Origin of the sequence: Shewanella sp. MMG014 (assembly GCF_018100775.1) — a bacterium.
GTDB lineage: Bacteria > Pseudomonadota > Gammaproteobacteria > Enterobacterales > Shewanellaceae > Shewanella > Shewanella japonica.
The window spans coordinates 20107-44299 of the sequence record NZ_JAGJDZ010000011.1; the positions used below are offsets into that span (position 1 = coordinate 20107).

21 protein-coding genes and 7 tRNA genes are annotated in these 24193 nt (G+C 42.3%); 17 read left to right on the forward strand and 11 right to left on the reverse strand.

Going from position 1 to position 24193, the window contains the following annotated elements:
- Window positions 1-250: 250 nt before the first annotated feature.
- The 15 genes from J8L86_RS16450 (at window position 251) to J8L86_RS16520 (ending at window position 16687) form a co-directional block, all read left to right on the forward strand.
- Window positions 251-2962, forward strand: a complete 2712-nt coding sequence (locus tag J8L86_RS16450) for a hypothetical protein (RefSeq protein ID WP_211031054.1) — start codon at window positions 251-253, stop codon at window positions 2960-2962.
- A 52-nt stretch (window positions 2963-3014) separates the two neighbouring features.
- Window positions 3015-3827, forward strand: coding sequence for an SH3 domain-containing protein (locus J8L86_RS16455; RefSeq protein ID WP_211031055.1), 813 nt, complete (start codon window positions 3015-3017; stop codon window positions 3825-3827).
- A 38-nt stretch (window positions 3828-3865) separates the two neighbouring features.
- Window positions 3866-4537, forward strand: coding sequence for an outer membrane beta-barrel domain-containing protein (locus tag J8L86_RS16460; protein WP_082972299.1), 672 nt, complete (start codon window positions 3866-3868; stop codon window positions 4535-4537).
- A gap of 93 nt (window positions 4538-4630) precedes the next feature.
- Window positions 4631-5134: a TlpA disulfide reductase family protein gene (locus tag J8L86_RS16465; protein ID WP_211031056.1), complete on the forward strand. Its 504-nt coding sequence runs from the start codon at window positions 4631-4633 to the stop codon at window positions 5132-5134.
- A gap of 4 nt (window positions 5135-5138) precedes the next feature.
- On the forward strand, window positions 5139-5387 hold the full coding sequence (locus tag J8L86_RS16470; protein ID WP_211031057.1) for a DUF4266 domain-containing protein: 249 nt from the start codon (window positions 5139-5141) through the stop codon (window positions 5385-5387).
- Window positions 5374-6531, forward strand: a complete 1158-nt coding sequence (locus J8L86_RS16475; RefSeq protein WP_231919061.1) for a DUF3570 domain-containing protein — start codon at window positions 5374-5376, stop codon at window positions 6529-6531. The genes J8L86_RS16470 and J8L86_RS16475 overlap by 14 nt, the downstream gene beginning before the upstream one ends.
- A gap of 36 nt (window positions 6532-6567) precedes the next feature.
- Window positions 6568-7128 carry an AraC family transcriptional regulator gene (locus J8L86_RS16480; protein WP_211031058.1) on the forward strand — a complete coding sequence of 187 codons (561 nt, stop codon included), beginning with the start codon at window positions 6568-6570 and terminating at the stop codon, window positions 7126-7128.
- Between the two features lie 3 nt (window positions 7129-7131).
- Window positions 7132-9453, forward strand: coding sequence for a CDC27 family protein (locus tag J8L86_RS16485; protein ID WP_211031059.1), 2322 nt, complete (start codon window positions 7132-7134; stop codon window positions 9451-9453).
- Window positions 9440-12781: a tetratricopeptide repeat protein gene (locus J8L86_RS16490; RefSeq protein WP_211031060.1), complete on the forward strand. Its 3342-nt coding sequence runs from the start codon at window positions 9440-9442 to the stop codon at window positions 12779-12781. Before J8L86_RS16485 ends, J8L86_RS16490 begins: the two co-directional genes overlap by 14 nt.
- The gene (locus J8L86_RS16495; protein ID WP_211031061.1) at window positions 12756-13541 is read left to right on the forward strand and encodes a tetratricopeptide repeat protein; all 786 of its coding nucleotides are present in this window, start codon (window positions 12756-12758) and stop codon (window positions 13539-13541) included. The genes J8L86_RS16490 and J8L86_RS16495 overlap by 26 nt, the downstream gene beginning before the upstream one ends.
- A gap of 1 nt (window position 13542) precedes the next feature.
- Window positions 13543-13887, forward strand: a complete 345-nt coding sequence (locus J8L86_RS16500) for a hypothetical protein (protein WP_080915102.1) — start codon at window positions 13543-13545, stop codon at window positions 13885-13887.
- 102 nt (window positions 13888-13989) lie between these two features.
- Window positions 13990-14643, forward strand: a complete 654-nt coding sequence (locus J8L86_RS16505; RefSeq protein ID WP_055025747.1) for a MotA/TolQ/ExbB proton channel family protein — start codon at window positions 13990-13992, stop codon at window positions 14641-14643.
- Between the two features lie 4 nt (window positions 14644-14647).
- Entirely contained in the window at window positions 14648-15196 is a 549-nt protein-coding gene (locus J8L86_RS16510) for a biopolymer transporter ExbD (protein ID WP_055025748.1), read from the forward strand.
- Complete coding sequence (locus tag J8L86_RS16515) at window positions 15193-15723, forward strand: biopolymer transporter ExbD (protein WP_211031062.1); 531 nt, start codon at window positions 15193-15195, stop codon at window positions 15721-15723. Before J8L86_RS16510 ends, J8L86_RS16515 begins: the two co-directional genes overlap by 4 nt.
- Before the next feature lies 1 nt (window position 15724).
- Window positions 15725-16687 (forward strand): AgmX/PglI C-terminal domain-containing protein, encoded by a 963-nt coding sequence (locus tag J8L86_RS16520; protein WP_082972295.1) that lies wholly within the window; start codon window positions 15725-15727, stop codon window positions 16685-16687.
- A gap of 49 nt (window positions 16688-16736) precedes the next feature.
- Here the strand turns inward: J8L86_RS16520 and J8L86_RS16525 are convergent, their stop codons facing one another.
- From J8L86_RS16525 to J8L86_RS16575, 11 genes are all read right to left on the reverse strand, one after another.
- Complete coding sequence (locus tag J8L86_RS16525) at window positions 16737-17219, reverse strand: GNAT family N-acetyltransferase (protein WP_211031063.1); 483 nt, start codon at window positions 17217-17219, stop codon at window positions 16737-16739.
- Window positions 17220-17387: 168 nt separating this feature from the next.
- Window positions 17388-17462, reverse strand: a tRNA-Gln gene (locus J8L86_RS16530).
- A gap of 57 nt (window positions 17463-17519) precedes the next feature.
- Window positions 17520-17604: transfer RNA gene (locus J8L86_RS16535), tRNA-Leu, on the reverse strand.
- 107 nt (window positions 17605-17711) lie between these two features.
- Window positions 17712-17788 (reverse strand) — tRNA-Met (locus J8L86_RS16540).
- A 5-nt stretch (window positions 17789-17793) separates the two neighbouring features.
- Window positions 17794-17868, reverse strand: a tRNA-Gln gene (locus J8L86_RS16545).
- 25 nt (window positions 17869-17893) lie between these two features.
- A tRNA-Gln gene (locus J8L86_RS16550) sits at window positions 17894-17968 on the reverse strand.
- A 47-nt stretch (window positions 17969-18015) separates the two neighbouring features.
- Window positions 18016-18100 (reverse strand) — tRNA-Leu (locus J8L86_RS16555).
- Window positions 18101-18220: 120 nt separating this feature from the next.
- Window positions 18221-18297: transfer RNA gene (locus J8L86_RS16560), tRNA-Met, on the reverse strand.
- Window positions 18298-18512: 215 nt separating this feature from the next.
- The gene (gene ychF, locus J8L86_RS16565) at window positions 18513-19604 is read right to left on the reverse strand and encodes a redox-regulated ATPase YchF (protein WP_055025752.1); all 1092 of its coding nucleotides are present in this window, start codon (window positions 19602-19604) and stop codon (window positions 18513-18515) included.
- 104 nt (window positions 19605-19708) lie between these two features.
- Window positions 19709-20296, reverse strand: coding sequence for an aminoacyl-tRNA hydrolase (gene pth, locus J8L86_RS16570; protein ID WP_211031064.1), 588 nt, complete (start codon window positions 20294-20296; stop codon window positions 19709-19711).
- A 382-nt stretch (window positions 20297-20678) separates the two neighbouring features.
- Window positions 20679-21914 carry an FAD-dependent monooxygenase gene (locus J8L86_RS16575; protein ID WP_211031065.1) on the reverse strand — a complete coding sequence of 412 codons (1236 nt, stop codon included), beginning with the start codon at window positions 21912-21914 and terminating at the stop codon, window positions 20679-20681.
- A 217-nt stretch (window positions 21915-22131) separates the two neighbouring features.
- Between J8L86_RS16575 and J8L86_RS16580 the strand changes: the two genes are divergently transcribed.
- Together J8L86_RS16580 and miaB are read left to right on the forward strand one after the other, a co-directional pair.
- Window positions 22132-22665, forward strand: a complete 534-nt coding sequence (locus J8L86_RS16580; RefSeq protein WP_211031066.1) for a hypothetical protein — start codon at window positions 22132-22134, stop codon at window positions 22663-22665.
- A 92-nt stretch (window positions 22666-22757) separates the two neighbouring features.
- On the forward strand, window positions 22758-24185 hold the full coding sequence (gene miaB / locus J8L86_RS16585) for a tRNA (N6-isopentenyl adenosine(37)-C2)-methylthiotransferase MiaB (RefSeq protein WP_055025756.1): 1428 nt from the start codon (window positions 22758-22760) through the stop codon (window positions 24183-24185).
- Window positions 24186-24193 lie beyond the last annotated feature (8 nt).

Genomic DNA, 24193 nt, shown 5'->3' on the forward strand with positions numbered 1-24193 from the left:
GTCTCCTTGTCATTGTTCTTAGCTAACAATTGCTTTAGTAGCAATAAGATAAAAACGCAGACAATGATCGAGTATTCTAAAATCATAAAGCTTGTTGTTTTTATTTTGTTAACTTTATTTTTTACTTGGCAAAATAATTTTTGCTAAAAAGTATTGAAACACTGAGACTAGGCGGCAATAATGTCAAGAATTATTACATTTTTACTATGTAACAATAACAATAATAACAATTGCGTATTAAGGGTAATAAATGAGGCCAATTTGGGGCTATGCAGGGAAGTGCGTCTATATCATTCTGGCCTTCTTTTATCTTACAGGATGTAATACCGATACAGCCATTAAGGATGAGCAAGCTGATCCTGTTTTAGTTGAATACCCTGTTATTTATATTCAGCGTGATCTTATCGCTTTAGACGGCGATGAAGGTGCTCAACCTGCCAGTTTTGATTCTCGTCACCCCGCTCAGTTTAATCCCGGCGCGCAGCTTTTCGTCAAACGAAATGCCTTTAGCGACTCCCCTGTGACTAACATATCAGCCCAGTTATTTGCTGATTTACTGCCAGAAGATGCACCTGCTGACACCATTCAGGCTATTGATATTCGAGATTTGTCAGTTTCAGATGATGGCCAACAATTTTTAGTGTCAATTCGAGCGCCTGAAATTGAAGATGCGGATGAAATGGACCAACCGAGTTGGAATATTTGGCGTTATCAACTTGCAACACAAACTCTTGAACGAGTGATTGTCAGCGATACCACTGCTGAGCAAGGTGACGATCTCATGGCATCGTTTTTACCTGACGGCCGCATCATTTTTGCTTCGACTCGCCAGCGTTTATCTAGAGCGATTTTATTAGATGAAGGTAAGCCCCAGTACACCGCCCTAGATGAAAGCCGAGATAATGAAACCTTCAATATTCATGTGATGAATGCCGACGGTAGCGGTATAGAGCAATTGAGTTTTAATTTAAGCCACGACACACACCCATTAGTGCTGCAAAGCGGTAAAATTTTGTACAGTCGCTGGGATAATATGGGCGGCAATAAGGGCATAAACCTGTATGAAATGAACCCTGATGGCACCGATAATCAGTTGATGTTTGGCTGGCATTCACATCAAATAGCCTTCGATCAGCAAGATGAACTCATCGAATTTGTTAAACCACAACAGCTGCCAAATGGTGAGATCTTACTTTTACTTTCTTCACAAGACGAAACCAGCTACCAAAAGCGCCCTGTGGTGATTAATATCGACGAGTTTACTGATAACCAGCAGCCAACCTTTGCGTCTGCTGCTAACGATAGTGCCATTAACGATTTAGCATTCAGTTTCGAGTTTAACTTTAACTTCTCAGATAACCTTTCTCCTTCTGGACGATTAACCCATTTAACGCCACTACCTGATAATAGTCAGCGCTATTTATTAAGTTGGGATTTATGCCGTGTCGTGATTGAAGAGCAAATTCGTGCTTGCGGCCAGCTAACTGATGAACAGTTATTGGATCCCACACTAGAACTTGCCGCTCCCTTGTACGAGCTTTGGCTATTAAATGATGCCGATGGAACTCAGCAATTAGTCGCTGATAGTGAAGAAGGAAAAGTGATTACTGAAGCCTTAGTCATGCAACCGAGTTCACAGCCAAAAACATTTATAGCCAATAAAGTGATCGGCAATGAACTTGATGCGCAACTACACGAAGAGCTGGCAGCAGCCATTGATATTCGCAGTGTGTATGACTTTGACGGTCAAGACAGTAGTGCCAATTTAGGCGGGATTAGCCAACTCAGCGATCCAACCCAAACACGTGCAACTGAGCTACCTGCACGTTTTTTGAAAGTGGTTCGTGGCGTGCCTATGCCATCAGATGAAGTCAGAGATATTCCTAATACAGATTTTGGTCGTAGTCGCAATCAGCTAATGCGTGAAATTATTGGTTACACGCCAATACAACCTGATGGCTCTGTAAAAATTAAAGTCCCAGCGAATGTTCCTTTGGCTATCAGCGTATTGGATGCATCTGGTCAACGTATTGGTGGCCGTCATAGCCAATGGATTAGTTTAAAGCCGGGTGAAACACTGCAATGTAAAGGCTGTCATACTGCAAACAGTCAACTACCCCACGGCCGTTATGATGCGCAAGCTGAATCAATTAACCCCGGAGCAGCGGGCGGCGCAGCTTTTACAAACGCCACACAAAACATCATTCCCACTCAAGGGCAAACCATGGCTCAAGCTGATGCGATGGTTAATGGTATCGCCGAGTTATCGGCTAACTTAACCTACGAAGATCGCTGGACCAACCCTGCATTATCTACGGTTAATCCCAGTACAGATTATTCCTACCAAAACCTTGCTACACCAGCGCCAAATGGTAGTGAGTGTTTTAACAATTGGAATGCTTATTGCCGAATTCAGATTAACTATGAAGAACATATACAGCCATTGTGGGATTTGCAGCGCCTTGCAATAGATGAAACGACTTTAGCAGTTCTTGCTGATAACACCTGCACTAGCTGCCATAGCATTGTTGACGACAATAACCTTGCCCAAGTACCAGCTGGGCAGCTTGAATTAGTAGCAACGCCGTCCACTGACCAACCAGCACATTTTACTAGCTATCGAGAGTTGTTTTTCAATGATGTCGAACAGGAAGACATTGATGGCATTATCGTCGATCGCTTAATCGTGGTTCTCGACGCTGATGGCAATATTGTCTATCAAGTTGATAGCGAAGGTGAGCTTATTCTTGATGCTGAAGGTAACCCAATTCCGGTTATGACGACAGTAAATGTGCCAGCCATCATGTCAACTAACGGCGCAAGCGCTAGCAGCAACTTTTTTGACACCATGAATGATGTCACTCATCAAAACATGCTGTCTGCCGACGAACTCAAATTAATCGCTGAGTGGATAGATATTGGGGCGCAGTATTACAACACCCCTTTTTATACACAAGAGTAGTAAACACTGACAACAGCACATAAAGGAATGATGATGTTACAACAAGGAAACCATGTTTAATTATCCATTTACCATGAAGTGGTTAAGCCCAATATTATTGTCTATGGCAATGATGCTTCCTTGCTATGCCCTTGCGGCTGAGCCAACTTCCATTCCTAAACGTGACACCACAGTCGATTCATACCAAGACACAAATACAGCAGCAACATTGACCATAGACGTGCCTTTTATCGAGCTACATTCAGGCCCAAGCGCAGGCTACCCTGTAGTGCATGTGGTAGAACAAAGTGAAGAAGTGACCGTGTTAGTCAAGCGAACGGCTTGGATAAAAGTGCGTGACAAACGTGGGGTTGAAGGTTGGTTTCACGAAGATGATTTGTTCGGTTTTAGTCAACATGGACAAGCCGTTGAACAAACTCAGCTCGGGACTGATGCATACCTTAATCGAGATTGGGAAGCCGGGGTAATGTACGGCGATTTTGAAGGTGCAAACCTTTACACCATCCAACTCGGCTATGTATTTACCCCTGTATTTAGCGCTGAAATATCAGCTGGTAAAGCACTTGGCAGTATATCTGACAGTGATTTATTCGAAGCCATGTTAATTAGCCATCCTTTTCCTGAGTGGGTAGTTAGTCCATATATTGGTGTTGGCGGTGGCATTATTAATACTAGCCCTCACAGTGTTATTGCAGATTCACAATCACGTGAAAACACCTTAATGAGTGCGGCAGCAGGCCTTAAATATCACTTAGGCCGTAACTTTATTTTACGGGCTGAATATAAGTTTTCTCTGGCATTAACCGACCGAGATGAAAATGAGCAACTGCAATCTTGGCAACTCGGTTTTAGCGTATTTTTCTAAACATATTAATTAACACCAAAGTCGTCATGAAGGTAGCAATGAAAACAACAATAACAAGCCGTGCTAAAACCGCTGTGAAAAGCCGATTCACTTATTGCTTGCTGGCACTAGGGCTCAGTTTTAGCGCTGGAGCCTTAGCTCAAGAAAACCCAAACAGTGTTGGTGTTAAAGCCGATGTTGAGCGTCGTGAAGTGTTGGACGATGTATTAGATACCGAAAATTTCGAGGTCGGTTTACAAGGCGGCTTAATGTCGATTGAAGACTTCGAAAATAGCCCTTGGATTAGTGCACATTTAGGTTACCACATCAGTGAACACTTTTATGTCAAAGCCCGTTACGCCATAGCTGAAGGCGGTGATACCAGTTTTGAAAAGCTAGCTAATACAGCCCCACTGTTGACAGATGAAGAACGTGAAATGCGCTATTACGGGCTGAATATTGGGTATAACTTTTTACCTGGCGAAATCTTTTTCAGTGAAGACTTAGTGTTCAACAGTGTCTTTTCATTTGAATTAGGTGGCGGCAGCACTGAGTTTGCTGGTGATGAACAGTTTACTGTCAACTTAACTGCTAACTATCGAGTATTTTTAACTGATTGGGTTGCTTGGGATCTGGCCATGAGTGACTACATTTTTGACACCCAAATCACTGGCTCAAGTAAAACGACTCATAACTTGACCTTTGCAACCGGCATAGCCGTTTACTTTTAACCTGAGGTTATTGTTTACATAGCGCAATAAGCAACTGAGTAACGAACAATAACAGGCAGTGAAAGACAGAATAAAAACAATAAAGGATTATTAATGTTTAAATTAAATCAGAGCCTTAAAAGCTTAGTATTGGCTGCGACGCTGGGACTTACCGCGCAAGCAAATGCGGTGACAACCGGGCAAGTTGCACCAGATTTTACCCTTAAAAATATGCAAGGCGAAAACCAAAAGCTGTCTGAGCAGCGTGGCAATATTATCTTAATTAACTTCTGGGCATCTTGGTGTGGACCTTGCCGTAAAGAAATGCCCGTACTGCAAAAATTACAAGATAAGTACCAAGACTTAGGTGTCGCAGTTTGGGGGATTAATGTCGAGCAAGAAAACCAAGCCGGTAAAGACTTCCTCGCAGACTTAGATTTAAGCTTTGCTATCTTTTTTGATGAAACTAACTCCCTTTCAGAAACCTATGACGTGAAAGCTATGCCAACCACTGTGATGATCGATCGTGATGGTGTCGTACGATACGTCTTCTTAGGTTATCAAGACGGCTATGAGAAAAAGTACGCCGCAGCTATCAAGAAACTAATCAGAGAGTAACGCTATGAAGTCTTCTGTGACAAAGCTCATCATGTTAAGTGCAGGATTAAGCTCATTATTAACGCTCTCAGCTTGCTCTAGTCTTGATATAGAGCCTTGGGTAAAACCTTACGAGCGCCAAAACTTAGCCGACCCTATTATGCGTTTTGGTCGACACCCAATTGCCAATATGCATGTAGCTCATGTGCTTGAAGCGCGTGAATCAGCAAGAGGCGCTGAAGGTACGGGAGGCGGTGGTTGTGGCTGTAACTAGAATAATGAACCTCACGGTATGTAAGCTAATCACATTGCTGCTCGTTAGCATAAATGTCCCTTTATCATGGGCGGCTGTTTTAGAGCCAGATAGAGCCGATGCGCTTTATCATAGTTACGAAGGCGGCGGGATGAAAATTGACGGTCCTTCTGTGCTGCTGCGAAAGAAGGCGTCCGAGTCATTAGCGTTCACAGGTTATTATTATCTAGATAGTATTTCTTCTGCGTCAGTGGATGTACTCAGTACTGCCAGCCCTTACACTGAAAAACGTCATGAAGGTCAAATTGGTGTTGAATACCTTAATGACAAAACCCTGATGACGTTTAATGCTAGGCAAAGTGACGAAGACGATTACCTTGCCCAGTCTTTTAGTATTAACGTTTCACAAGATACCTTTGGCGACTTAACCAATCTTAGTCTCGGTGTGTCATACGGTGACAATGAAATTCGCCGAAACGGCGATGACCTATTTGAAGAGCAAAGCCAACAATATCGAATTCGTGCGGGCATCAGTCAGATTTTAACCCGCAACCTAACTGCACAACTTAATTTTGAAGCAATTGCCGATGAAGGCTACCTTAATAACCCATATAGAACAGTACGTTTTATCGATACTACCAGCCCTTCAGGGGTAGGCTATCAATCCGAAGTGTACCCTGAAACCCGTAACTCCTTTTCGAGTAAATTGTCAGCCAGTTACTTTCTTCCCTATCGTGCAGCGCTATTTTTTCACTACCGATACTTTAATGATAGCTGGGAAATCAATGCCAATGATGTGGAGCTTGGCTATCGTCACCCGATTGGTGACTACTTAGAGCTGGAGTTTAAAGTGCGCTATTACCAACAAACTCAAGCTGAGTTTTATAGTGATCTGTTCCCTTATCAAGATGCCCAGAATTATCTCGCTCGAGATAAAGAGCTTAGTGATTTTAATGACTTAACCTTAGGTTTAGGCGTGACTTATTTGATGCCTGAAAGCCTGTCCTTTGGAGATAACCGCTCAGAGGCCAGCCTGCAATGGGATTACATTACCTTTGACTATAGCAACTTCAGAGATCCTACCGCTGAAGGTGGTGTCGGTAATGAGCCATTCTATAGCTTTTCAGCCAATGTCATTCGTGCTTTTTACAGTATTTATTTTTAGTAGTACGCAATTCAACGCTACGTCCAAGGCAATAATATGAAACGAACACAACAATTTTTCAGTTTATCTCAACGAGCACTGTACGCGCTCTTTTTGAGCTTATGTATCTCAGTATCGCCAGTCGTCGCGGCAGATGCCACACAAGCGCAAAGCAGCATTGGTAGCGAACTTGAAGATATTAAAAGCCAGGTCATTCAACTCAATCGTGATTTGTTTATTTTAGAAGAAGATTTACTTTTCCCTGCCAGCACGCAAATAGCAATCTTTGTCTCTGTGGATGTTGGACGTTTTTTTACCTTAGATAGCGTCGAGCTAAAAATAAATAACCAAGATGTGGCTGGATTTTTATATACCCAGCGTCAGCGCCGCGCGCTTGAAAAAGGCGGCATTCAAAAACTATATATGGGCAATTTAAAAACTGGCCAGCATCAATTAACAGCAATATTCACCGGCATTGATGCAGAAGGACGCACGATACAAAGAGCAGTCAACCACCCTTTTGAAAAGACAGATGAAACCATCATGGTTGAATTAAAGCTTGAAGACAGCGAATCAAGTTACCGAGCTGATGTTAGCGTTGAAGAATGGGTTTTATAACAGATGATACCAGTGCTTCAACGAACCCAAGCCGCCGATGTGAGTAAACAATATCGTCATCCAGAGCGAGAAAAACCAGCTAAAACGAAGTTTTTGTCGCTATTGTGTCTGATGACATTGGCTATTGGCTGCAGCAACAGTATTTCAGCAACTGAAGTAAGCACTGTGACCACTGCTAATACTGAAGTCACGACTCAAGCAAACCAAGAACTGCGCAATAAACTTTATCGCCAAGCCTTGTATTACTACTTTGAAGGCGATTATCAAGCAGCGTTAAGGCAAGTCAGCATTAACCGACAACGATTTGATGCCGATACTGCTAAAAGTCAATTGTTCGAAGCTGGGCTACAAGTATCAGTTGGTCTTCATCAAAAAGCGACTCGCACCTTATCTTCATTTGAGCAAACATTGGCAATTGAGCAAGCGTTAACTGGCAACAAAAACCAAGCCAATCAAACTTCTTCTCAGTCTCAAAAAAATACTTCACCCGCTGAACTCAAGTTAGTTGCATTATTGCAATTATCAGAGCAGCAAATAGAGCAAGGTCAGCCATACCAAGCGCAACAAACGTTGCAGCGTATTAGCCAAGTCCCTAACAGCTATATTGAGCAATACCATATTCTTAACCAACTGGCTTATTGGCCTAACGAGCCTGCCATAATGGCAAAGATTGCGGGTGGTGTTAATGCATCTGCTTCTATCAATCACGATAACCCAGCTGATAACCAGTTAGCTTCTTCATCGTTATCGGCTTACGTTATGCTAAACCAAGCACTGCATTTCATTGAACAAAAGCAGTACCAACAAGCTGAAACCCTGCTCATTACAATAAAAAATATGCCTTTGGCTGAAACTGAAACGGGCTTTTGGCAAAGCTTGTTCACTGAAAAAACGCCTTCAGAACTTACCGCTCCAATGACAGCTGAAAATAACGAAAACAACCAAAAAAGCGTTACAGACCAAGAATCTGATCAGCAAGTACAGCAACAAGCGATCAATGATTATGCGCAACTGTTATTAGCGCAAACGTATGTCAAACAAGGCCAATATCAAGCAGCATTTACACAATTAAAAGACTTTCCCCAACAGAGTCCTTATATCGAATCAGCGTTATTTTTATATGCATTTTCAGCACAGCAATTGCAGCAATATCCCATTTCATTAGCGCTATTGGGTCTACTAAAACGCCAATATCCTTATTCTTTAATGGGTTGGCAATCGGCAATATTACTGGCCGCTCAGGTTCGTGAGCAACAAAGCCTTGAACAAAGTCTAACAAGCTACCAAGAAGCAGAAACACTTTATCTTGAACAATTAGCACAATTAGACGCTTTTGAAGTAGCACTAGAAACTCGCTTTAACACAAGCCAAATAATGCAAACCGCATTAACCCCGCAAGGATTAAGTCCTGAAACACTCGAAAAGCAGCCTTGGCTTGAAAAAGCGCTAACAGACAATGCATTGAAAAATGACTTTACGACATTAGCCAGTTTATCCCTATTGGAACAGAACCTTACTCAGCAACAACGTAAAAGTGACTGGCTCGCTGAGACTATCGATTTAAATAAGCAGCGTAGAGAAAAAAGGTTAGCTCAACAGCAATTAAGCGATTATGAAAACCTAATTAGCCAACTAACCGAACGCAAGCAGCAACTTAGCAAACAAATCCAAGCTGTCGATGTTCCTGTCGATGAAATTACCTTCCAGCAAATGCAACTGTTTGCCAATAGTACCGAACAAGCATGGTTACAGCGGATTGAATCAAGCAAACAAGCACTTGCTAACATTGCCTCAACACGTGACACAGAAGATGATTTACTCCGACTAACACGAGTAGAAGGTGCGCTGAATTGGCAGCTGCAACAATCTTTTATTCCACGTTTATGGCAACACAAAAAACTATTAAAAGACATCGACACCCAATTACAAGCATTAAACGCTCAATATGTTCGTTTTAAATCAGTCTCGCAATCTCAACAAGGCGCCACTGAGTATGTTATCCGTCAGCAGAATTTAGCCAAACAAATCGAAGATATTACGCGTGACATCAAGCAAGCAAGTCACAAAACACAGCTAACGATTCAACAAAAACTGCGCCTATTTACCCAAAATCAACGTCAACAGCTAACGCAGTTACTGCTGACTTCACGCCATGAAATGGCAGCGGTACTGGAAAGAATGAGCCAGCAAGATATAACACCGAGCAATGCGATTACCTCTGATAACTTGAACACAACTAAGCTCATGCCCCAACAGGAGCATTCTCCATTGAGTTCATTGACTGCTCATTTCGAGCAAGTGGAGAAGCATTATGCAGCGCACTAACCCACTCGCTTTACAAGCCAGCAACTCTGACACTAGCAATGTTTCAAGCCTTGGTAGCAATATGGCCTTAACGCTTCCTAAACGCTTTGGTGTATCTCGATTGGTAAGTTGCTTAGTGTTAATCAGTCTAGCGGGTTGCCAGCTAACCGATGAGTCGCCAACGTCAAGCAAACAACAGCGACCAACATTGACAGATTTAGCCAATAGCCAGCCTCAAGTAAACTATGAAAAACAGCAATTAAGCCAAGCTCAGCGAAAAGCGAAGTTAGCATTAATTTACCAGCAACTACTGACGTTAGAGCCAGATCCAGAAGTGCGAACTCATGTTGAATATCGCTTAGTTCAAATCAAATCAGAACATTTAGAAGAACAAATGTTTGGCGAAGCCTTTGATGAAGTTGCCAGTCAGCAGACTGACGTGTCAGCGCAAGAAGCTGAGCAGCTGGCGTTAACTCAGCTAAAACACAATGATCAACAGCTCGATAAGCTTATTGCAGAATACCAAGTATTACTGAACCGTTACCCGGATAGAGCCGAGAATGAACACTTGCAATACCAACTTGCGAAAGCACTCGATGTGCAGGGTGAGATAGATGCAAGCTTGATCGAAATGGAGTCATTACTGACTCGCTACCCTAATACTCAATATCGGGCAGAACTCAACTTCCGCCGTGGTGAGATTTATTACAACTTGCAAGATTACCCTGCTGCGATTCAAGCTTATCAGCAAGTAGAGTCGGCAAACGACAATGATAAATATCTCATCAATAGTATTTACATGTCGGGTTGGGCGCTATTTAAGCTCAATCGATTACCCGAAGCGGATGCTAGATTTTTGCAGGTGTTTGATAACATCATTGCGGCAAATGAAGAATTAATTAGTACTGATAATGAACAGTTAACCCAAACCAGTTTTGAATTTAACAAGTTAGCAAGCCGCTACCAAAATCTGGCTATCGATGCGCAACGCGTACTGAGTATTTCATTGTCTCAACAAGAGCAATCTCGCTCACTGCTTAACTTGGTAAACCAACAAAAGTCATCCCCTTACCTGACGATATATCAACATGTACTGTTTGATAATTTGGCCAAATTTTTACTTAAAAAAGAGCTACAGCATGACGCAGAGCTGACTTATCAAACTTATATTGAATTTGACAAAAATAACATTTGGGCTGCGCGTTACTCATTAGCTTTGCTGGATTTATATCAACAGCAAGGCAAGTTCGCCTCGATGCACCGTCTTAAAAATCAGTACGTTGAACAATATGGCTTATCTAGCCAATTTTGGACTCACGCTAATACCGCACAGCAGCAAGAAGTGTTACCGCATTTATTAGCCTTCAGTGACGAGCACAGTCGTCGCCTGTATGCCAGTGCACAACAACTTCCACCAGGGCAAGCTCGCATAGATGGATTTAAAACCGCTGCAAGTGCTTTAAGTGTTTACTTACAACTTGCTAAGTTGCCACAAGCTCAATCTTTACTGACCAAACCTATTCACGGTGACGAGTATCTATTTGCTGATGCAAACTATGAAGCGCAGCAATTTAAACAAGCCTTAATCAGTTATGAGGCTATCGCTTATACACAAAAAGATGCGTTCGCGCCATCTGCAGAGCAACTTGCCTTACAGCAAAAAGCGGCATTCGCAACCACGTTGACCATCCGAGCCATATTGTCACAACATGATGAGTCAGTGGTAAAAGGCGCTGAAATAACACCAATAAGTCAGTCAAAAAGACAATCCATCATCTCGGAGCGAACCCGCTTAGATAAGCTATTTATTGCTAACCACCCACTTGATAAACGCGCGTTAGAGCTTGCTACCGATGGCGCACAGTATGCATTTAACGCCAAGCAATTTGATGATTTAATCCAGTTCAGTCAATTTGTATTACTGCGCCACAAAGTGATTAATCAGGCAAATAACAATAGTAATACCAATAGCAATACCAGCAACAAAAATGACAGCGAAGAAAGTGAGCATGCTGCGCTAGCGGTAAATCAACAAGCAGGAAACGAGCCAGAGAGCAGGCTTATTCGTTACGATAACTCGCAAGTCAGTAATCACTTGCGTCACGGGCAAGCCTTATCAAGTGTTGCATTAACACAAGTACAAGTTGTCAGCCAACTGTATGCCCATAGTTTGTACCAACTATCACACTATATTCAGGCTGAATCGGCTTACGACATCGCCCTGAATTACCTCAATGCCAGCACAAATCTAAAGCCACAGCAGCATAAAGCCAAAACAGAAATGCGCAATTTATTGGCATCCAGTATCTACTTTCAAGCCCAAGCCAATAAGGCTGAAAACCCAGCTTTAGCCGTGATGGATTTGAAACGGATCAGTACAAGAGTGCCAGAGTCACAATATGCGATAAACGGCCAGTTTGAGGCTGCCAATATTTTGCTTTCCCAACAAAAATGGCAACAAGCTATTGAGGTCTTAGTGCCCTTTCAGCAGCGATATCCAAACCATGAATTTAGCGCCACGATCCCCGCTAAATTGGCGCAATCTTACGAAGCATTAGAAGAATGGGAGCTTGCCGCAGAGCAGTTGCTGATTATCGTTGCTAATCAGCCCTCAACAGAATTAAAACGTGAAGCCCAGTACACAGCTGCAGAGTATTACCTAAAGGCAGGCAATACGGAAAAAGCCCGTTTAACCTTCAGAACCTACGCTAGAACTTACCCTGAGCCGTTTGATTTAGCCCAAGAAGTTCGCCTAAAAATGAGTGGGTTTTATCAAGTATCCAATGAACCGAACAAAGAATACTATTGGTATCGCCAAATTCTCAGCGCCGACAAAAAACAGCGCCATCAAGCTTTAGCTATTGGCAATCGTGAGGTCGTTATCGCTTCCATTGCTGCAATTTCGCTTGCCAAAGCTCATCAGCAAACATTTAAAACCATTAAGCTCACAGCACCGCTCAACAAGACGTTAAAACGTAAACAAGATGAAATGAAACTTGCTATTAACTATTACCAGCAAGTATTAGATTTCCAGCAAGCACAATATGTTCCCCAAGCCACTTATGAACTTGCAGAGATGTATCGTCAACTGGCGGCCGATGTTATGGACTCTGAGCGCCCATCAGATTTAGATGAACTGGCACTAGAAGAATATGAAATCTTGTTAGAAGAATTGGCCTACCCATTTGAAGAAAAAGCGATTGAGATCCACATCAGTAACTCGCAACGTGCTTGGCAAAATATATACGACCAATGGGTAGGTAAAAGCTTTGCCACACTCACTGAATTATCCCCCGCCTTATATAACAAACCGGAGGTAACTCATGATGTTATTGAAGCGATTCATTAAAGCGCCGCTTATTTGTATGACTAGAAAAAGTCTGTGGTTGATCTTTTTTGCTTTAATACAAGGATGTAGCAACACCCAAGTTGCAGAAAGCCAAAACGACAACATCACTGAGTTAGAAAGTGATTCGGCAGCATTAGTTGAGCTGGTAGACACCACAAATGGTACCCAAGCATCGATAGAGTCATCATTACAAACAAGCTCAGCAACAAGCCAAGTGAATGCTTATGAAGCAGAGGCTAAGCAAAAGCTAGCAAACGTTCCAACCTCTGTATTAGAGCAATATCAGCAGGCGATAGCGTTAATGAAGCAACAGGAATGGCAACAAGCGGATGCGATGTTTTCTGTAATCATTAACGCAGAACCACAACTGTCAGGTGCCTATGTTAACCAAGCTATTATTGCCCTCAATCAAAACCAGTTAGATAAAGCTAACGGACATTTAGCCAATGCCATTAGTGCCAACCCAACTAACCCTTATGCCCATCAAATCAAAGCCAACATTGCCAAAACCCAAGGTAAGTTTGAACAAGCTGAACAAGGTTACTTAACGGCACTTGAAATTTGGCCTAATTACCCAGAAGCGCAAGTTAATCTTGCGGTTTTACTGGAGCTTTATAGAGGCAAATTGCTAGATGCTCGCCACTATTACCAATCTTATTTACGCTTAAAACCAGATGATCAACTTGCTCAACGTTGGTTGGCAGGCTTAGAAATTAAAATTCAGCGTGCAGGCTTAACCTTGCCTGAAGGAGAAAGTTAATATGTCGGCATTTATTCCTTCAGCAACACTCAAGCGTTTTATCAGCTCAATGCTGCGTAATGGTGGATTGTTTTGTATTTTTTGCCTATCAGCAATTCAAACACATGCGGCCGAACCTGCTAGCTCGCCCAATAACCCCGTACTGATTGAAACCAAGGTGACCGGCACGCAAGAGCAACCCAAAGTTCTCTACATCATGCCTTGGCAAGGGATTACAAATCCTGTTGCGATTCAGGATACTGACATGCAAGTCACCTTACCTGAATTTAACCCGATACATCCGAAGCAGTTTCAGCAACAAGTAAGAGAGTTCAGCCTTAACAAGAGTAAGACCAATAACGATTAATCAATAATAAAAATTTACCCGAAAACACGTAACTAACGATTCAAAACAATTAGGACGAGTTAATAAGAACTATTCGTTCAACTCAATAAAAAGGAAAATATCATGAGTTTTACCGACCATATCATTGCATTTTTACAAAATGGCGGCCCATTCATTTACCCTATCGCATTAGTGCTCGTGGTAGGTTTAGCGATCACGATTGAACGCTGGTTATATTTAAGTTCAGCACATCGCACAAATCAAAAAGCCTTTGCACTGATTAAAGAGGCATTAAAAAAAGGCGACGTTGCAACCATCAGCCAGCATGCACAAAACAATAAAGCGCCAGTATTTGACGTCCTCCAATCAGGGATTGTTCGTATCTCTCAAGCTGATCGTCGTGAAGATGTGGAATATGCGATGGAAGAAACCATCATGGAATACATGCTGAGGCTAGAAAAGCGCACACCATTCATTGCAACGTTAGCCAATATCGCCACCTTACTCGGTCTTCTCGGTACCATTATGGGCCTAATCGCGGCATTCTCTGCTGTGGCAAGTGCCGATCCCGCAGAAAAAGCCAATCTATTATCATCAAGTATCTCAGTTGCAATGAACACCACAGCATTTGGCTTGATCACAGCTATCCCATTGATTTTATTCCACTCAACCTTGCAAACGAAAACAGCAACGATTGTAGATTCAATTGAAATGGCAGGCATTAAGTTACTTAACTCTTTGTCATTTAATAAGCATACGGATTCTGATCGAGGCTAATACTATGAGACGCCGTCGTCGCCCCAATACCGAAGACGCTGAACTCGATATCACTTCGTTTATGAACTTGATGATCGTGTTAGTGCCAGTATTGCTGCTTAGTTTAGTGTTTTCACAAGTGCGGATTTTAAATCTGCAACTACCTGTGTCTGCAGAATCTCAGCAAGCTGATGAAGATCAAGAACCTAAGGTACTTGAGCTGGTGATCACCTCGAATCACTTAACCCTTAACTACCCTGCGGGTATTTTACTTAAACGTTTTGAAATAACTGACGAAGGCTATGACTTCAAGGCATTATCGGTATATTTACAAGATTTAAAGCTGACATTCCAGCAGCAAGCCATTGAGAAAAGAGATATCGTGTTGTTGCTTGAGCCCAATGTCGATTACCAAACCATCGTCACGACAATGGATACCGTTAGATCTTATAAAGCCGTGGTTGCCGCCAATTTAGTGGATGCTGAATTATTTCCGCTTATTTCATTAGGCGACGCCCCAGAAAATAGCCTTGAGCAAAGTGCAAGCAGTACAACCGCAGGAGGCCAGCCATGAAGCAATCTTCAAGAACTAAGCGTCTTGCAAAGCACCACAAACGCTTTAAAGCTGGCGGTAAACTTAATCTTGTCGCATTAATGGATATTTTCACAATCTTGGTTTTCTTTTTGATTGTGAACCAATCAGAAGTGCGGGTATTGCAAAATATCGAAAAGATAAAATTGCCAGTATCGATTGCCGAAGAACTGCCTGTTGAGAACCTGGTGATCACTGTATTGCCAGACACTGTGCTCATTCAAGAGCGTGCAGTGTGGCAAAACTCTGACGATAAACCCAATTTTAGCGAACAAGAAAATGCGCAATTTATTACCGCTATCACCACAGAACTGACCTATCAAGCCAGCAAGCGTGTTGAATTGACAGAGTCCGAAAAGGAAAAAGGACGAGCGGTCACCATCATAGGAGGCTCTGAAACGCCTTACCTGGTGTTGAAACAAATTATGGCTGCATGTGCTGAAACAGGCTATCGCAATATGTCACTCGCTGTTGAGCGACAAGCCAGTAAAACACAGAGTGAGGGCTAATATGACCACAGCAAGCCTTACTCATAGCAGTGATAATAGCTTTTCTGATATCGGTGATATGTTTAAACCGAGTAGACAAGATAGATTATTCAAACAAATCTTAATTTTGTTACTGGTGGTTTATGTCATCTTTGGTATTGGTGTCCCTTTTTTAGAACAAGTGGAAGTGCCAAGGGAAGTCAAAGAGCAATTGCCACCTCAACTGGCCAAAATCATGCTGAAAGAAAAACAACTTCCAGTACCTGAAAAGCCAAAAGAGGAACCTATCCCAGAACCCGAACCAGAAAAACTCGAAGAAAAACCTGTCGAGAAAGTGGAAGAACCACCAAAGGTGCAACCAACAACTCGAGAGGCAGCAAAAGAGAAAGCACAAAAGTCAGGCCTTGCAGCCATGAAAGATGAGCTTTTTTCGATGCGTGAAGCTTTTGATGTTAAACCTGCAGCGCAAAGTAACCTTGAGCAAAACCAAGCCCAAGAAGTGAAAGTAAAACGCAAGTTACTTGCCGCAGCGGCTAATACACAAAGTGAAAGCTTATCGACTTCGACCGTGCAGCAAACCGTGGTATCTGATGCGATTAGCACTAAAAATACCCAGCAAATACGGTTAGCTGAAGAAGAGGTATTAGCAGTTGCAGGGGCGAATGCAGAAATTGATCGTGAAGCAAGTACTGCAGGTCAGCGTTCTGAAGCGGCGTTAAGGCGTACCCTTGAGGCAAACAAGGCACGATTGTATGCACTGTATAACCGTGCTTTGAGAAAAGATCCTTTTCTTAAAGGTAAAGTCATGTTCGAAATTGAAATTCAACCAAACGGCAGCATTAGTCGTGTCGATATTCAATCGAGCCAATTAAATAACCCGAAATTAGAACGCCAATTAAAGGTTGTTTTACGTTCAATCAGCTTTCCTGCTGAGGATGTAGCGACCATGACGACAATTTGGGCCATCGACTTCTTACCCAGCTAGTTAATCGCATTAACGACAAACAAAAATACGGCCAATAGGCCGTATTTTTTTATAGGGTTAGCCCCATCACTTGTGCATTGTCGCCATAAGTCTCACTGGCGACATTATTTACATCAATGCTAAAGCCCATTTTCTGCCAAAATGGCACTGAATGTTGAATCGCGACTAATTGAATGTGTTGGTAATGACCAGCTTTAGCAATATCAATTAACTCGGTTACCATTTTTTTACCAGCGCCTTTGCCTTTAAGTGCTTTAGAAACTGCTAAATCATGTAAGAACAGTCTATCCCCTTTATTTTCATTTAAAAGAGGCTGATAAAGCTTAGGAGGCATTTCATCGTGCCATTCGTGAGCGAGCAAGTAAGCAAGGATGTTATCCGCTTTATCTTGCAGTACAAAACAGCAGTGAGGCGAATGTAGCCACTTACCTCTTAACACCTGCAAACTTTCTGGCTCAATCTCAGTATAGACCTGACACTGTAACTCAAAAATCGCTTGCCACATTGATGGTTCAATCTTGTTTATCTGCATCACATTCTCTAAAGATAGCTCGCTAATAACAAACGCCGTTAGGGTTCTGAATAATCAAAGCGCCATTGTTAAGCGCTAGAGTGCTTCAAGCATAACGCTGATACTAAATTTCAGGCAACAAAAAGCCCGTCATAAGACGGGCTTTTGCTCTAACCGTAAGGTTAAATATGGCTGGGATACCAGGATTCGAACCTGGGGATGCCGAGATCAAAACCCGGTGCCTTACCACTTGGCGATATCCCAAAAACTTGGATATGTCACTCTTAAACGAGGAAGATGTACATATTGAAGAAAATTTGATGGTACGGGAGGAGAGACTTGAACTCTCACACCTTGCGGCACCAGAACCTAAATCTGGCGTGTCTACCAATTCCACCACTCCCGCATCAAATTTTTACCAGAGTAAACTCATTTATATCATGAGTAAACGCTGTTTCTTGCTCTTTTCTAACTAAGTAGTTTAGGGTTTCCCTCTACTCTACCTTTTAAATATGGTAGCAATGGCGGGACTTGAACCTGCGACCCCAGCATTATGAGTGCTGTGCTCTAACCAGCTGAGCTACATTGCCAAAGATGGCTGGGATACCAGGATTCGAACCTGGGAATGCCGAGATCAAAACCCGGTGCCTTACCACTTGGCGATATCCCAATAATCTTTACTACTTACTTTAAAATGGCTGGGATACCAGGATTCGAACCTGGGAATGCCGAGATCAAAACCCGGTGCCTTACCACTTGGCGATATCCCAATCTAAAGCTTTTTTGAAAACTCGCTATAAGCCAATTTTCTTAATAATGGTACGGGAGGAGAGACTTGAACTCTCACACCTTGCGGCACCAGAACCTAAATCTGGCGTGTCTACCAATTCCACCACTCCCGCACAGACTCTGTTTATCATCCAGAACACGATGCTCATTTAACCTTGAGAAGGTAGCCGGTCATATTTCTAAAGTTAAAACTTTAACTAACCAGCAATCTCTTAATTTACATCTAGAGAAGATGGTAGCAATGGCGGGACTTGAACCTGCGACCCCAGCATTATGAGTGCTGTGCTCTAACCAGCTGAGCTACATTGCCACTTTATTCTTTCTTGCCCTCGTCGTGAGGACGGGGCGTATTATGCTTATTCAGGGTATCGAGGTCAACTGCTTTTTTTAGCTATTTTCATCAATTGTTGTTGTTCGGCTATAAGTTCACCAAACTGAGCGTCAAATCGACAAAATATCTTAGTAAAGTTAACCTCAATCCCTTTTTTAAACAATCTTCACACTATTATAGTTTGAAAATCGCTTTTATACGTTGAATAAGAAATGCATTACATCGCCATCTTTAACGATATAACCTTTACCTTCGACACGTAATTTACCCGCATCTTTAGCACCAGCTTCACCTTTATACTCAATGAAGTCATCATAGCTCATCACTTGTGCACGAATGAAACCACGCTCAAAGTCAGTATGAATAACACCAGCAGCCTGTGGAGCACTTGCGCCAACTGGCACTGTCCAAGCACGCACTTCTTTTACACCAGCGGTAAAGTAAGTTTGTAAATCCAGTAATTGGTAACCTGCACGAATCACGCGATCAAGGCCTGGCTCGTCTAAACCGAGATCTGCCATAAACTCATCACGCTCTTCAGCGTCCATTTCTGCAAGCTCAGATTCAATCGCCGCACAAACAGCAACAACAACAGCATTCTCTGTTTCTGCAATCGCTTTTACTGCATCTAAATGCGGGTTGTTTTCAAAACCATCTTCAGACACGTTAGCAATATACATAGTAGGCTTAAGTGTTAAGAAGTTAAGGTAAGCAATAGCTGCTAACTCTTCTTTACTTAGCTCAAGTGAACGCAGCATTTGGCCTTCATCTAGCGTTGGGCGCATTTTCTCAAGCACTTCAACTTCAAACTTAGCCTCTTTATCGCCACCTTTAGCACGCTTTTGTTGACGTGTAATAGCACGCTCTAAACTGTCTAAGTCAGCTAATGCTAATTCAGTGTTAATCACTTCGATATCGCCAGCTGGATCAACTTTATTAGCAACGTGAACAATGTTTGGGTCTTCAAAACAACGAACCACATGACCAATCGCATCAGTTTCACGAATGTTAGCTAGGAACTTATTTCCTAAACCTTCACCTTTAGATGCACCAGCAACCAAACCTGCAATATCTACAAATTCCATTGTCGTTGGTAAAATACGCTCAGGGCTAACAATAGCAGCAAGCTTATCTAAACGAGAATCCGGTACTGGTACAACACCAGTGTTAGGCTCAATGGTACAAAACGGGAAGTTAGCTGCTTCAATTCCTGCTTTAGTTAACGCATTAAATAGTGTTGACTTACCAACGTTTGGCAAACCAACAATGCCGCATTTAAAACCCATATTTGTTACCTTTATCTATGTTGAACTGCACCAACACTGATGCAGTGAATATCAATAATCATCTTAAAACCGATGACGATTAGCCCGTTGATACGGATTAATCCTTACTCAGCTTTAAAAGTATGTAATCTGTTCATGGCTTTCGCCATATCTTGCTTAAATAAAATCTCTGTTGAACGCACTGCTTCATCTATTACTGCATTCATTTTTTCTTGATCTACTGCGGGCGCTTTACCCAGCACATAGCCACTGACACGATTTTTATCACCAGGATGGCCGATACCGATACGAAGACGATGGAAGCCTTTATCGTTGCCCATTTTCGCAATGATGTCTTTTAGACCGTTATGGCCTCCGTGACCGCCACCAAGTTTAAACTTAGCGACTCCCGGCTCCATATCCAGCTCATCATGTGCAACTAACATTTGCTCTGGGGTAATTCTAAAAAAGTTAGCTAATGCACTCACTGACTTACCGCTTAAATTCATAAACGTTGTCGGTATTAATAACCTGACATCTTTACCGTCAATGGTCACTCTTGCGGTTAAACCAAAATATTTACTATCAGGTACTAAAGTAGCGCCACATAAACGTGCGAGTTCCTGCACATACCATGCACCTGCATTATGACGAGTTTGCGCGTATTCAGCGCCCGGATTTGCAAGGCCGACAATTAGTTTAATTTGACTCATTAGTACTCATTTTTTAGCGAAAATAATACCGCGCGAACAACAAATCAAAGTACAAAAACACACTGACAATGATCTGATTGCGCTAAAGCGCGGCATTTTAACACTCAAAACAGAACTCAACAAATACCCTGTGCTAATTAACCTAAACTCAAGATAATAACTTGGCACCAAGCGGCTGCTTTTACTGACGAGCGCATTTAATTTTATTGCCACAAACTGGCTATTGGCGCAAAGGCTGTGCCTAGTAAGAAGAAAAACAGCAGGAGAAAACGAGAAGATAGATGTTTAAAATTAGAAGCGCCTGAACTTTTCAGGCACTTCATTCGACAACATTATTTCATTAATGATTCAGAGCACAGGGTATGGCTAGTCACAATATCGGTCATGCTAAGCCTAATGCATATTTAAGGACTTTCTTTTTGATTGGGTTGTCATGGTTTGCTAGCTTTAACATGCCATTTCTTAATAATTTGAGCGGCAATAAGTTATTACTAAAACCAGCATAAAATGCATCCATCGCAGACATCATCAGTAAATTATCGTTATAACGTTTGCACTGATATTGCTGTAACACGCTTCCAGTCCACCAAGGTTTATCGTTGCCAATGGCATCAGCAATTGTCGCAATCAATACATCGACATCTTTAAAACCAATATTCACCCCCTGCCCCGCAAGTGGGTTAATGGTATGTGCTGCATCACCTAATATGACCACATTGTCTTGATAATATGATTGCGCATGTCGACGTGTTAATGGAAAACTGCCTCTGTCGATAACGGTAAAGTCACTATCTAACCGCTCAGGGAAATGCTGTCTGATTTGTTCGGCAAGTTGCACAGGGTTGAGTTGCATTAATTGCTTAATTCGGCTGCGACTGTCATACCAAACTAATGACGCATTTTTACCTGGTAAAGGTAAAAGCGAACGTGGGCCATGAGGTGTAAATTGTTGCCATGTGACATCTTGTTGCTCAGTCGCTGTGGCAACATTAATCAACATGGCTGATTGTGCATAATCCCAACCTGTAATGCCAATACCTGCCCACTGACGGACTTGTGAGTTAGCCCCATCGGCCCCCACAACCAGTGTTGCCATCAGCTCAGCACCAGAATCAAGACTGACTTTAACTTGTGTAGCTTCACTTGAGCTAACTCGTTCAAATCGACTTACACTGTTGGGGCAATATAAGGTGATATTGTCCATCGTCTCGATTTGTTGCCATAGACACAGTTGAATTAAGCGATTTTCAAAAAAGTAACCTAAATGCGGTTCATCTATTTGGTCCGCATGAAACCGAGTGATGCAATCATCCATCTCCCAAGTTTCTAAGCCTTTGTATGCCACATGACGTAATGATAATAAGGTGTCCATCACACCAAGACGGTCGAGCAATTGCTCAGAGGCGACACTAATTGCTGACACTCGAAGGTCCAGCGCTTGTTCTGGTTCATAGGCCTTGGGTTGATAAGCTTCAATCATTGCAACATTTAAGCCTAACTGCCCCAAGCCAACAGCAACTGCAGCCCCAACCATCCCGCCACCAACAATCACTACATCATGTTGAATCTCTTGACTTTGGTCACTGCCTTCAACCGTATCTTGAACTGCATCTTGCATTACTAAACCCTTCTCATCGCACGTCACACTTGTTTTAGTTAAATATGTGCAAACGTGTCTAAATTCGCTTAATCGTGTCGATATGTTGCTAGACAATCTTTGAGCAACACCTGCTTACAATGGTGACATATTAACCAGTAAACCTCTTCTTATACTCAAACTGTCTAATGAAAACACCTTGCACCACTTCTGTCATGCCAAGGTAAGAGAGGATACTATGTCTACTAGCAGCACGTACGTACATTCTACAAAAATTAGCACCAAACTTTCGACAACGTCATTGGCGTTTAATGTAAAAAAAATCACCCGCGTTTTAGTGAGCACTATATTGGCCGTCACTGGGTTATTTTCTGCTGCATCTCATGCGCAAATACAACCAATGGAAACCGTCACTGTCATCTATCGCACGCCATTTGATTATGCCTTATATCAGCAAACCACGGAAATGCTCACTGGCTTTAATCGAGAGCTAGGCCAGAAAATTATTGCCCAAGCTCGCCAAGACAATGTCACCTTGGCAAAAAGATACGGTTTTTTTGCTGATGACGAACAAGAATTCGTCAATTTAGCAGCAGAGTTTACCCATTCATCAAGATTGCATGCTGATTTAAATCAACAGGTCATGCTTCAAGCACGTTTAGATAATTTAGCGATGGCCGAAGATTTTGGCTTTTTTGCTAATCAATCAAATGAGTTAGCTCAGCAAGATAAATACCCTGAAAAAATAGGGGTATTCGCCATTTCAGAATAATGCCAACAAGATGTGCACAAAGGCTAGCCAGCGAGCCTTTGTGCAGTTAAAATACTCGGCTATTTTTCTGTGGTAATAGAACGGCGTAACTGATGAGTAAAAAACTGCACATAAAAACCTGGGGCTGTCAGATGAACGAGTACGATTCATCTAAAATGGCTGATTTGCTGGACGATTATCAAGGCTATACCTTGACTGAGGATGCTGAAGAAGCAGACGTACTGCTACTAAACACATGTTCAATTCGTGAAAAAGCACAGGAAAAAGTGTTTCATCAGCTTGGTCGCTGGAAAACCTTAAAAGATAAAAAACCTGATTTAATTATCGGTGTTGGCGGCTGTGTTGCGTCGCAAGAAGGTAAAGCAATTAAAGAACGTGCTCAGTGTGTTGATATTATTTTTGGCCCACAAACCTTGCACCGTCTTCCTGAAATGATTACCCAAATCAATAACGGTGATAAAGCCGTTATTGATGTGAGCTTCCCTGAAATCGAAAAGTTTGACCGTTTACCTGAGCCTAAAGCTGATGGTCCAACGGCGTTCGTGTCCATTATGGAAGGTTGCAGTAAATATTGTTCATTCTGTGTAGTGCCATACACACGTGGTGAAGAAGTCAGCCGCCCTGTCGATGATGTGATTCTAGAAGTTGCACAACTCGCGGAGCAAGGTGTACGTGAAGTAAACCTACTTGGCCAAAACGTTAATGCATTCCGTGGTCCAACTCACGATGATGAAATCTGCACCTTTGCAGAACTCATTCGCTTAGTAGCATCTATTGATGGCATCGATCGTATTCGCTTTACCACGAGTCACCCTATCGAGTTTTCACAAGACATTATTGATGTCTATGAAGATACACCTGAATTAGTGAGCTTCTTGCACTTACCTGTTCAGTCAGGTTCAGATCGCATCTTAACTAACATGAAACGTGGCCATATGGCGATTGAATACAAGTCAATCATCCGTCGGTTACGTAAAGCCCGTCCTGATATTCACATCAGTTCTGACTTTATTATTGGTTTCCCAGGTGAAACTCAAGCAGACTTTGAAGACACCATGAAGTTGATTGAAGATGTGAGCTTTGATCACAGCTTCAGCTTTATCTACAGTGCACGTCCTGGTACTCCAGCAGCGGACTTGCCTGATGATGTATCCATGGAAGAGAAAAAACAGCGCCTAGCGATTTTACAAGACCGTATTACTCAACAAGCGATGCGTTACAGCCGTCAAATGCTAGGTACAGTGCAACGTATTATGGTAGAAGGTCCATCTGTAAAGAATCCAATGGAGCTTCGTGGTCGTACTGAAAATAATCGTGTCGTTAACTTTGAAGGCGATCCAAAGTGCATTGGTGGCTTTGTTGATGTTGAAATCGTTGACGTTTACACGAATTCATTACGTGGCGTATTTGTCCGTGGTGAAGACGAAATGGATTTACGTCGTAGTTTACGCCCGTCAGATATTTTGGCTAAACATAAAACCGATGATGATCTAGGTGTGACTCAGTTCACTCCAAACTAATCATTAAT

What these genes read in the sequence shown, in the direction of transcription:
- J8L86_RS16450 (WP_211031054.1), top strand. Translation starts at nt 251, where the DNA reads ATGAGGCCAATTTGGGGCTATGCAGGGAAGTGCGTCTATATCATTCTG.
- J8L86_RS16455 (WP_211031055.1), top strand. Translation starts at nt 3,015, where the DNA reads ATGTTTAATTATCCATTTACCATGAAGTGGTTAAGCCCAATATTATTG.
- J8L86_RS16460 (WP_082972299.1), top strand. Translation starts at nt 3,866, where the DNA reads ATGAAAACAACAATAACAAGCCGTGCTAAAACCGCTGTGAAAAGCCGA.
- J8L86_RS16465 (WP_211031056.1), top strand. Translation starts at nt 4,631, where the DNA reads ATGTTTAAATTAAATCAGAGCCTTAAAAGCTTAGTATTGGCTGCGACG.
- J8L86_RS16470 (WP_211031057.1), top strand. Translation starts at nt 5,139, where the DNA reads ATGAAGTCTTCTGTGACAAAGCTCATCATGTTAAGTGCAGGATTAAGC.
- J8L86_RS16480 (WP_211031058.1), top strand. Translation starts at nt 6,568, where the DNA reads ATGAAACGAACACAACAATTTTTCAGTTTATCTCAACGAGCACTGTAC.
- J8L86_RS16485 (WP_211031059.1), top strand. Translation starts at nt 7,132, where the DNA reads ATGATACCAGTGCTTCAACGAACCCAAGCCGCCGATGTGAGTAAACAA.
- J8L86_RS16490 (WP_211031060.1), top strand. Translation starts at nt 9,440, where the DNA reads ATGCAGCGCACTAACCCACTCGCTTTACAAGCCAGCAACTCTGACACT.
- J8L86_RS16495 (WP_211031061.1), top strand. Translation starts at nt 12,756, where the DNA reads ATGATGTTATTGAAGCGATTCATTAAAGCGCCGCTTATTTGTATGACT.
- J8L86_RS16500 (WP_080915102.1), top strand. Translation starts at nt 13,543, where the DNA reads ATGTCGGCATTTATTCCTTCAGCAACACTCAAGCGTTTTATCAGCTCA.
- J8L86_RS16505 (WP_055025747.1), top strand. Translation starts at nt 13,990, where the DNA reads ATGAGTTTTACCGACCATATCATTGCATTTTTACAAAATGGCGGCCCA.
- J8L86_RS16510 (WP_055025748.1), top strand. Translation starts at nt 14,648, where the DNA reads ATGAGACGCCGTCGTCGCCCCAATACCGAAGACGCTGAACTCGATATC.
- J8L86_RS16515 (WP_211031062.1), top strand. Translation starts at nt 15,193, where the DNA reads ATGAAGCAATCTTCAAGAACTAAGCGTCTTGCAAAGCACCACAAACGC.
- J8L86_RS16520 (WP_082972295.1), top strand. Translation starts at nt 15,725, where the DNA reads ATGACCACAGCAAGCCTTACTCATAGCAGTGATAATAGCTTTTCTGAT.
- J8L86_RS16525 (WP_211031063.1), bottom strand. Translation starts at nt 17,219, where the DNA reads ATGCAGATAAACAAGATTGAACCATCAATGTGGCAAGCGATTTTTGAG.
- ychF (WP_055025752.1), bottom strand. Translation starts at nt 19,604, where the DNA reads ATGGGTTTTAAATGCGGCATTGTTGGTTTGCCAAACGTTGGTAAGTCA.
- pth (WP_211031064.1), bottom strand. Translation starts at nt 20,296, where the DNA reads ATGAGTCAAATTAAACTAATTGTCGGCCTTGCAAATCCGGGCGCTGAA.
- J8L86_RS16575 (WP_211031065.1), bottom strand. Translation starts at nt 21,914, where the DNA reads ATGCAAGATGCAGTTCAAGATACGGTTGAAGGCAGTGACCAAAGTCAA.
- J8L86_RS16580 (WP_211031066.1), top strand. Translation starts at nt 22,132, where the DNA reads ATGTCTACTAGCAGCACGTACGTACATTCTACAAAAATTAGCACCAAA.
- miaB (WP_055025756.1), top strand. Translation starts at nt 22,758, where the DNA reads ATGAGTAAAAAACTGCACATAAAAACCTGGGGCTGTCAGATGAACGAG.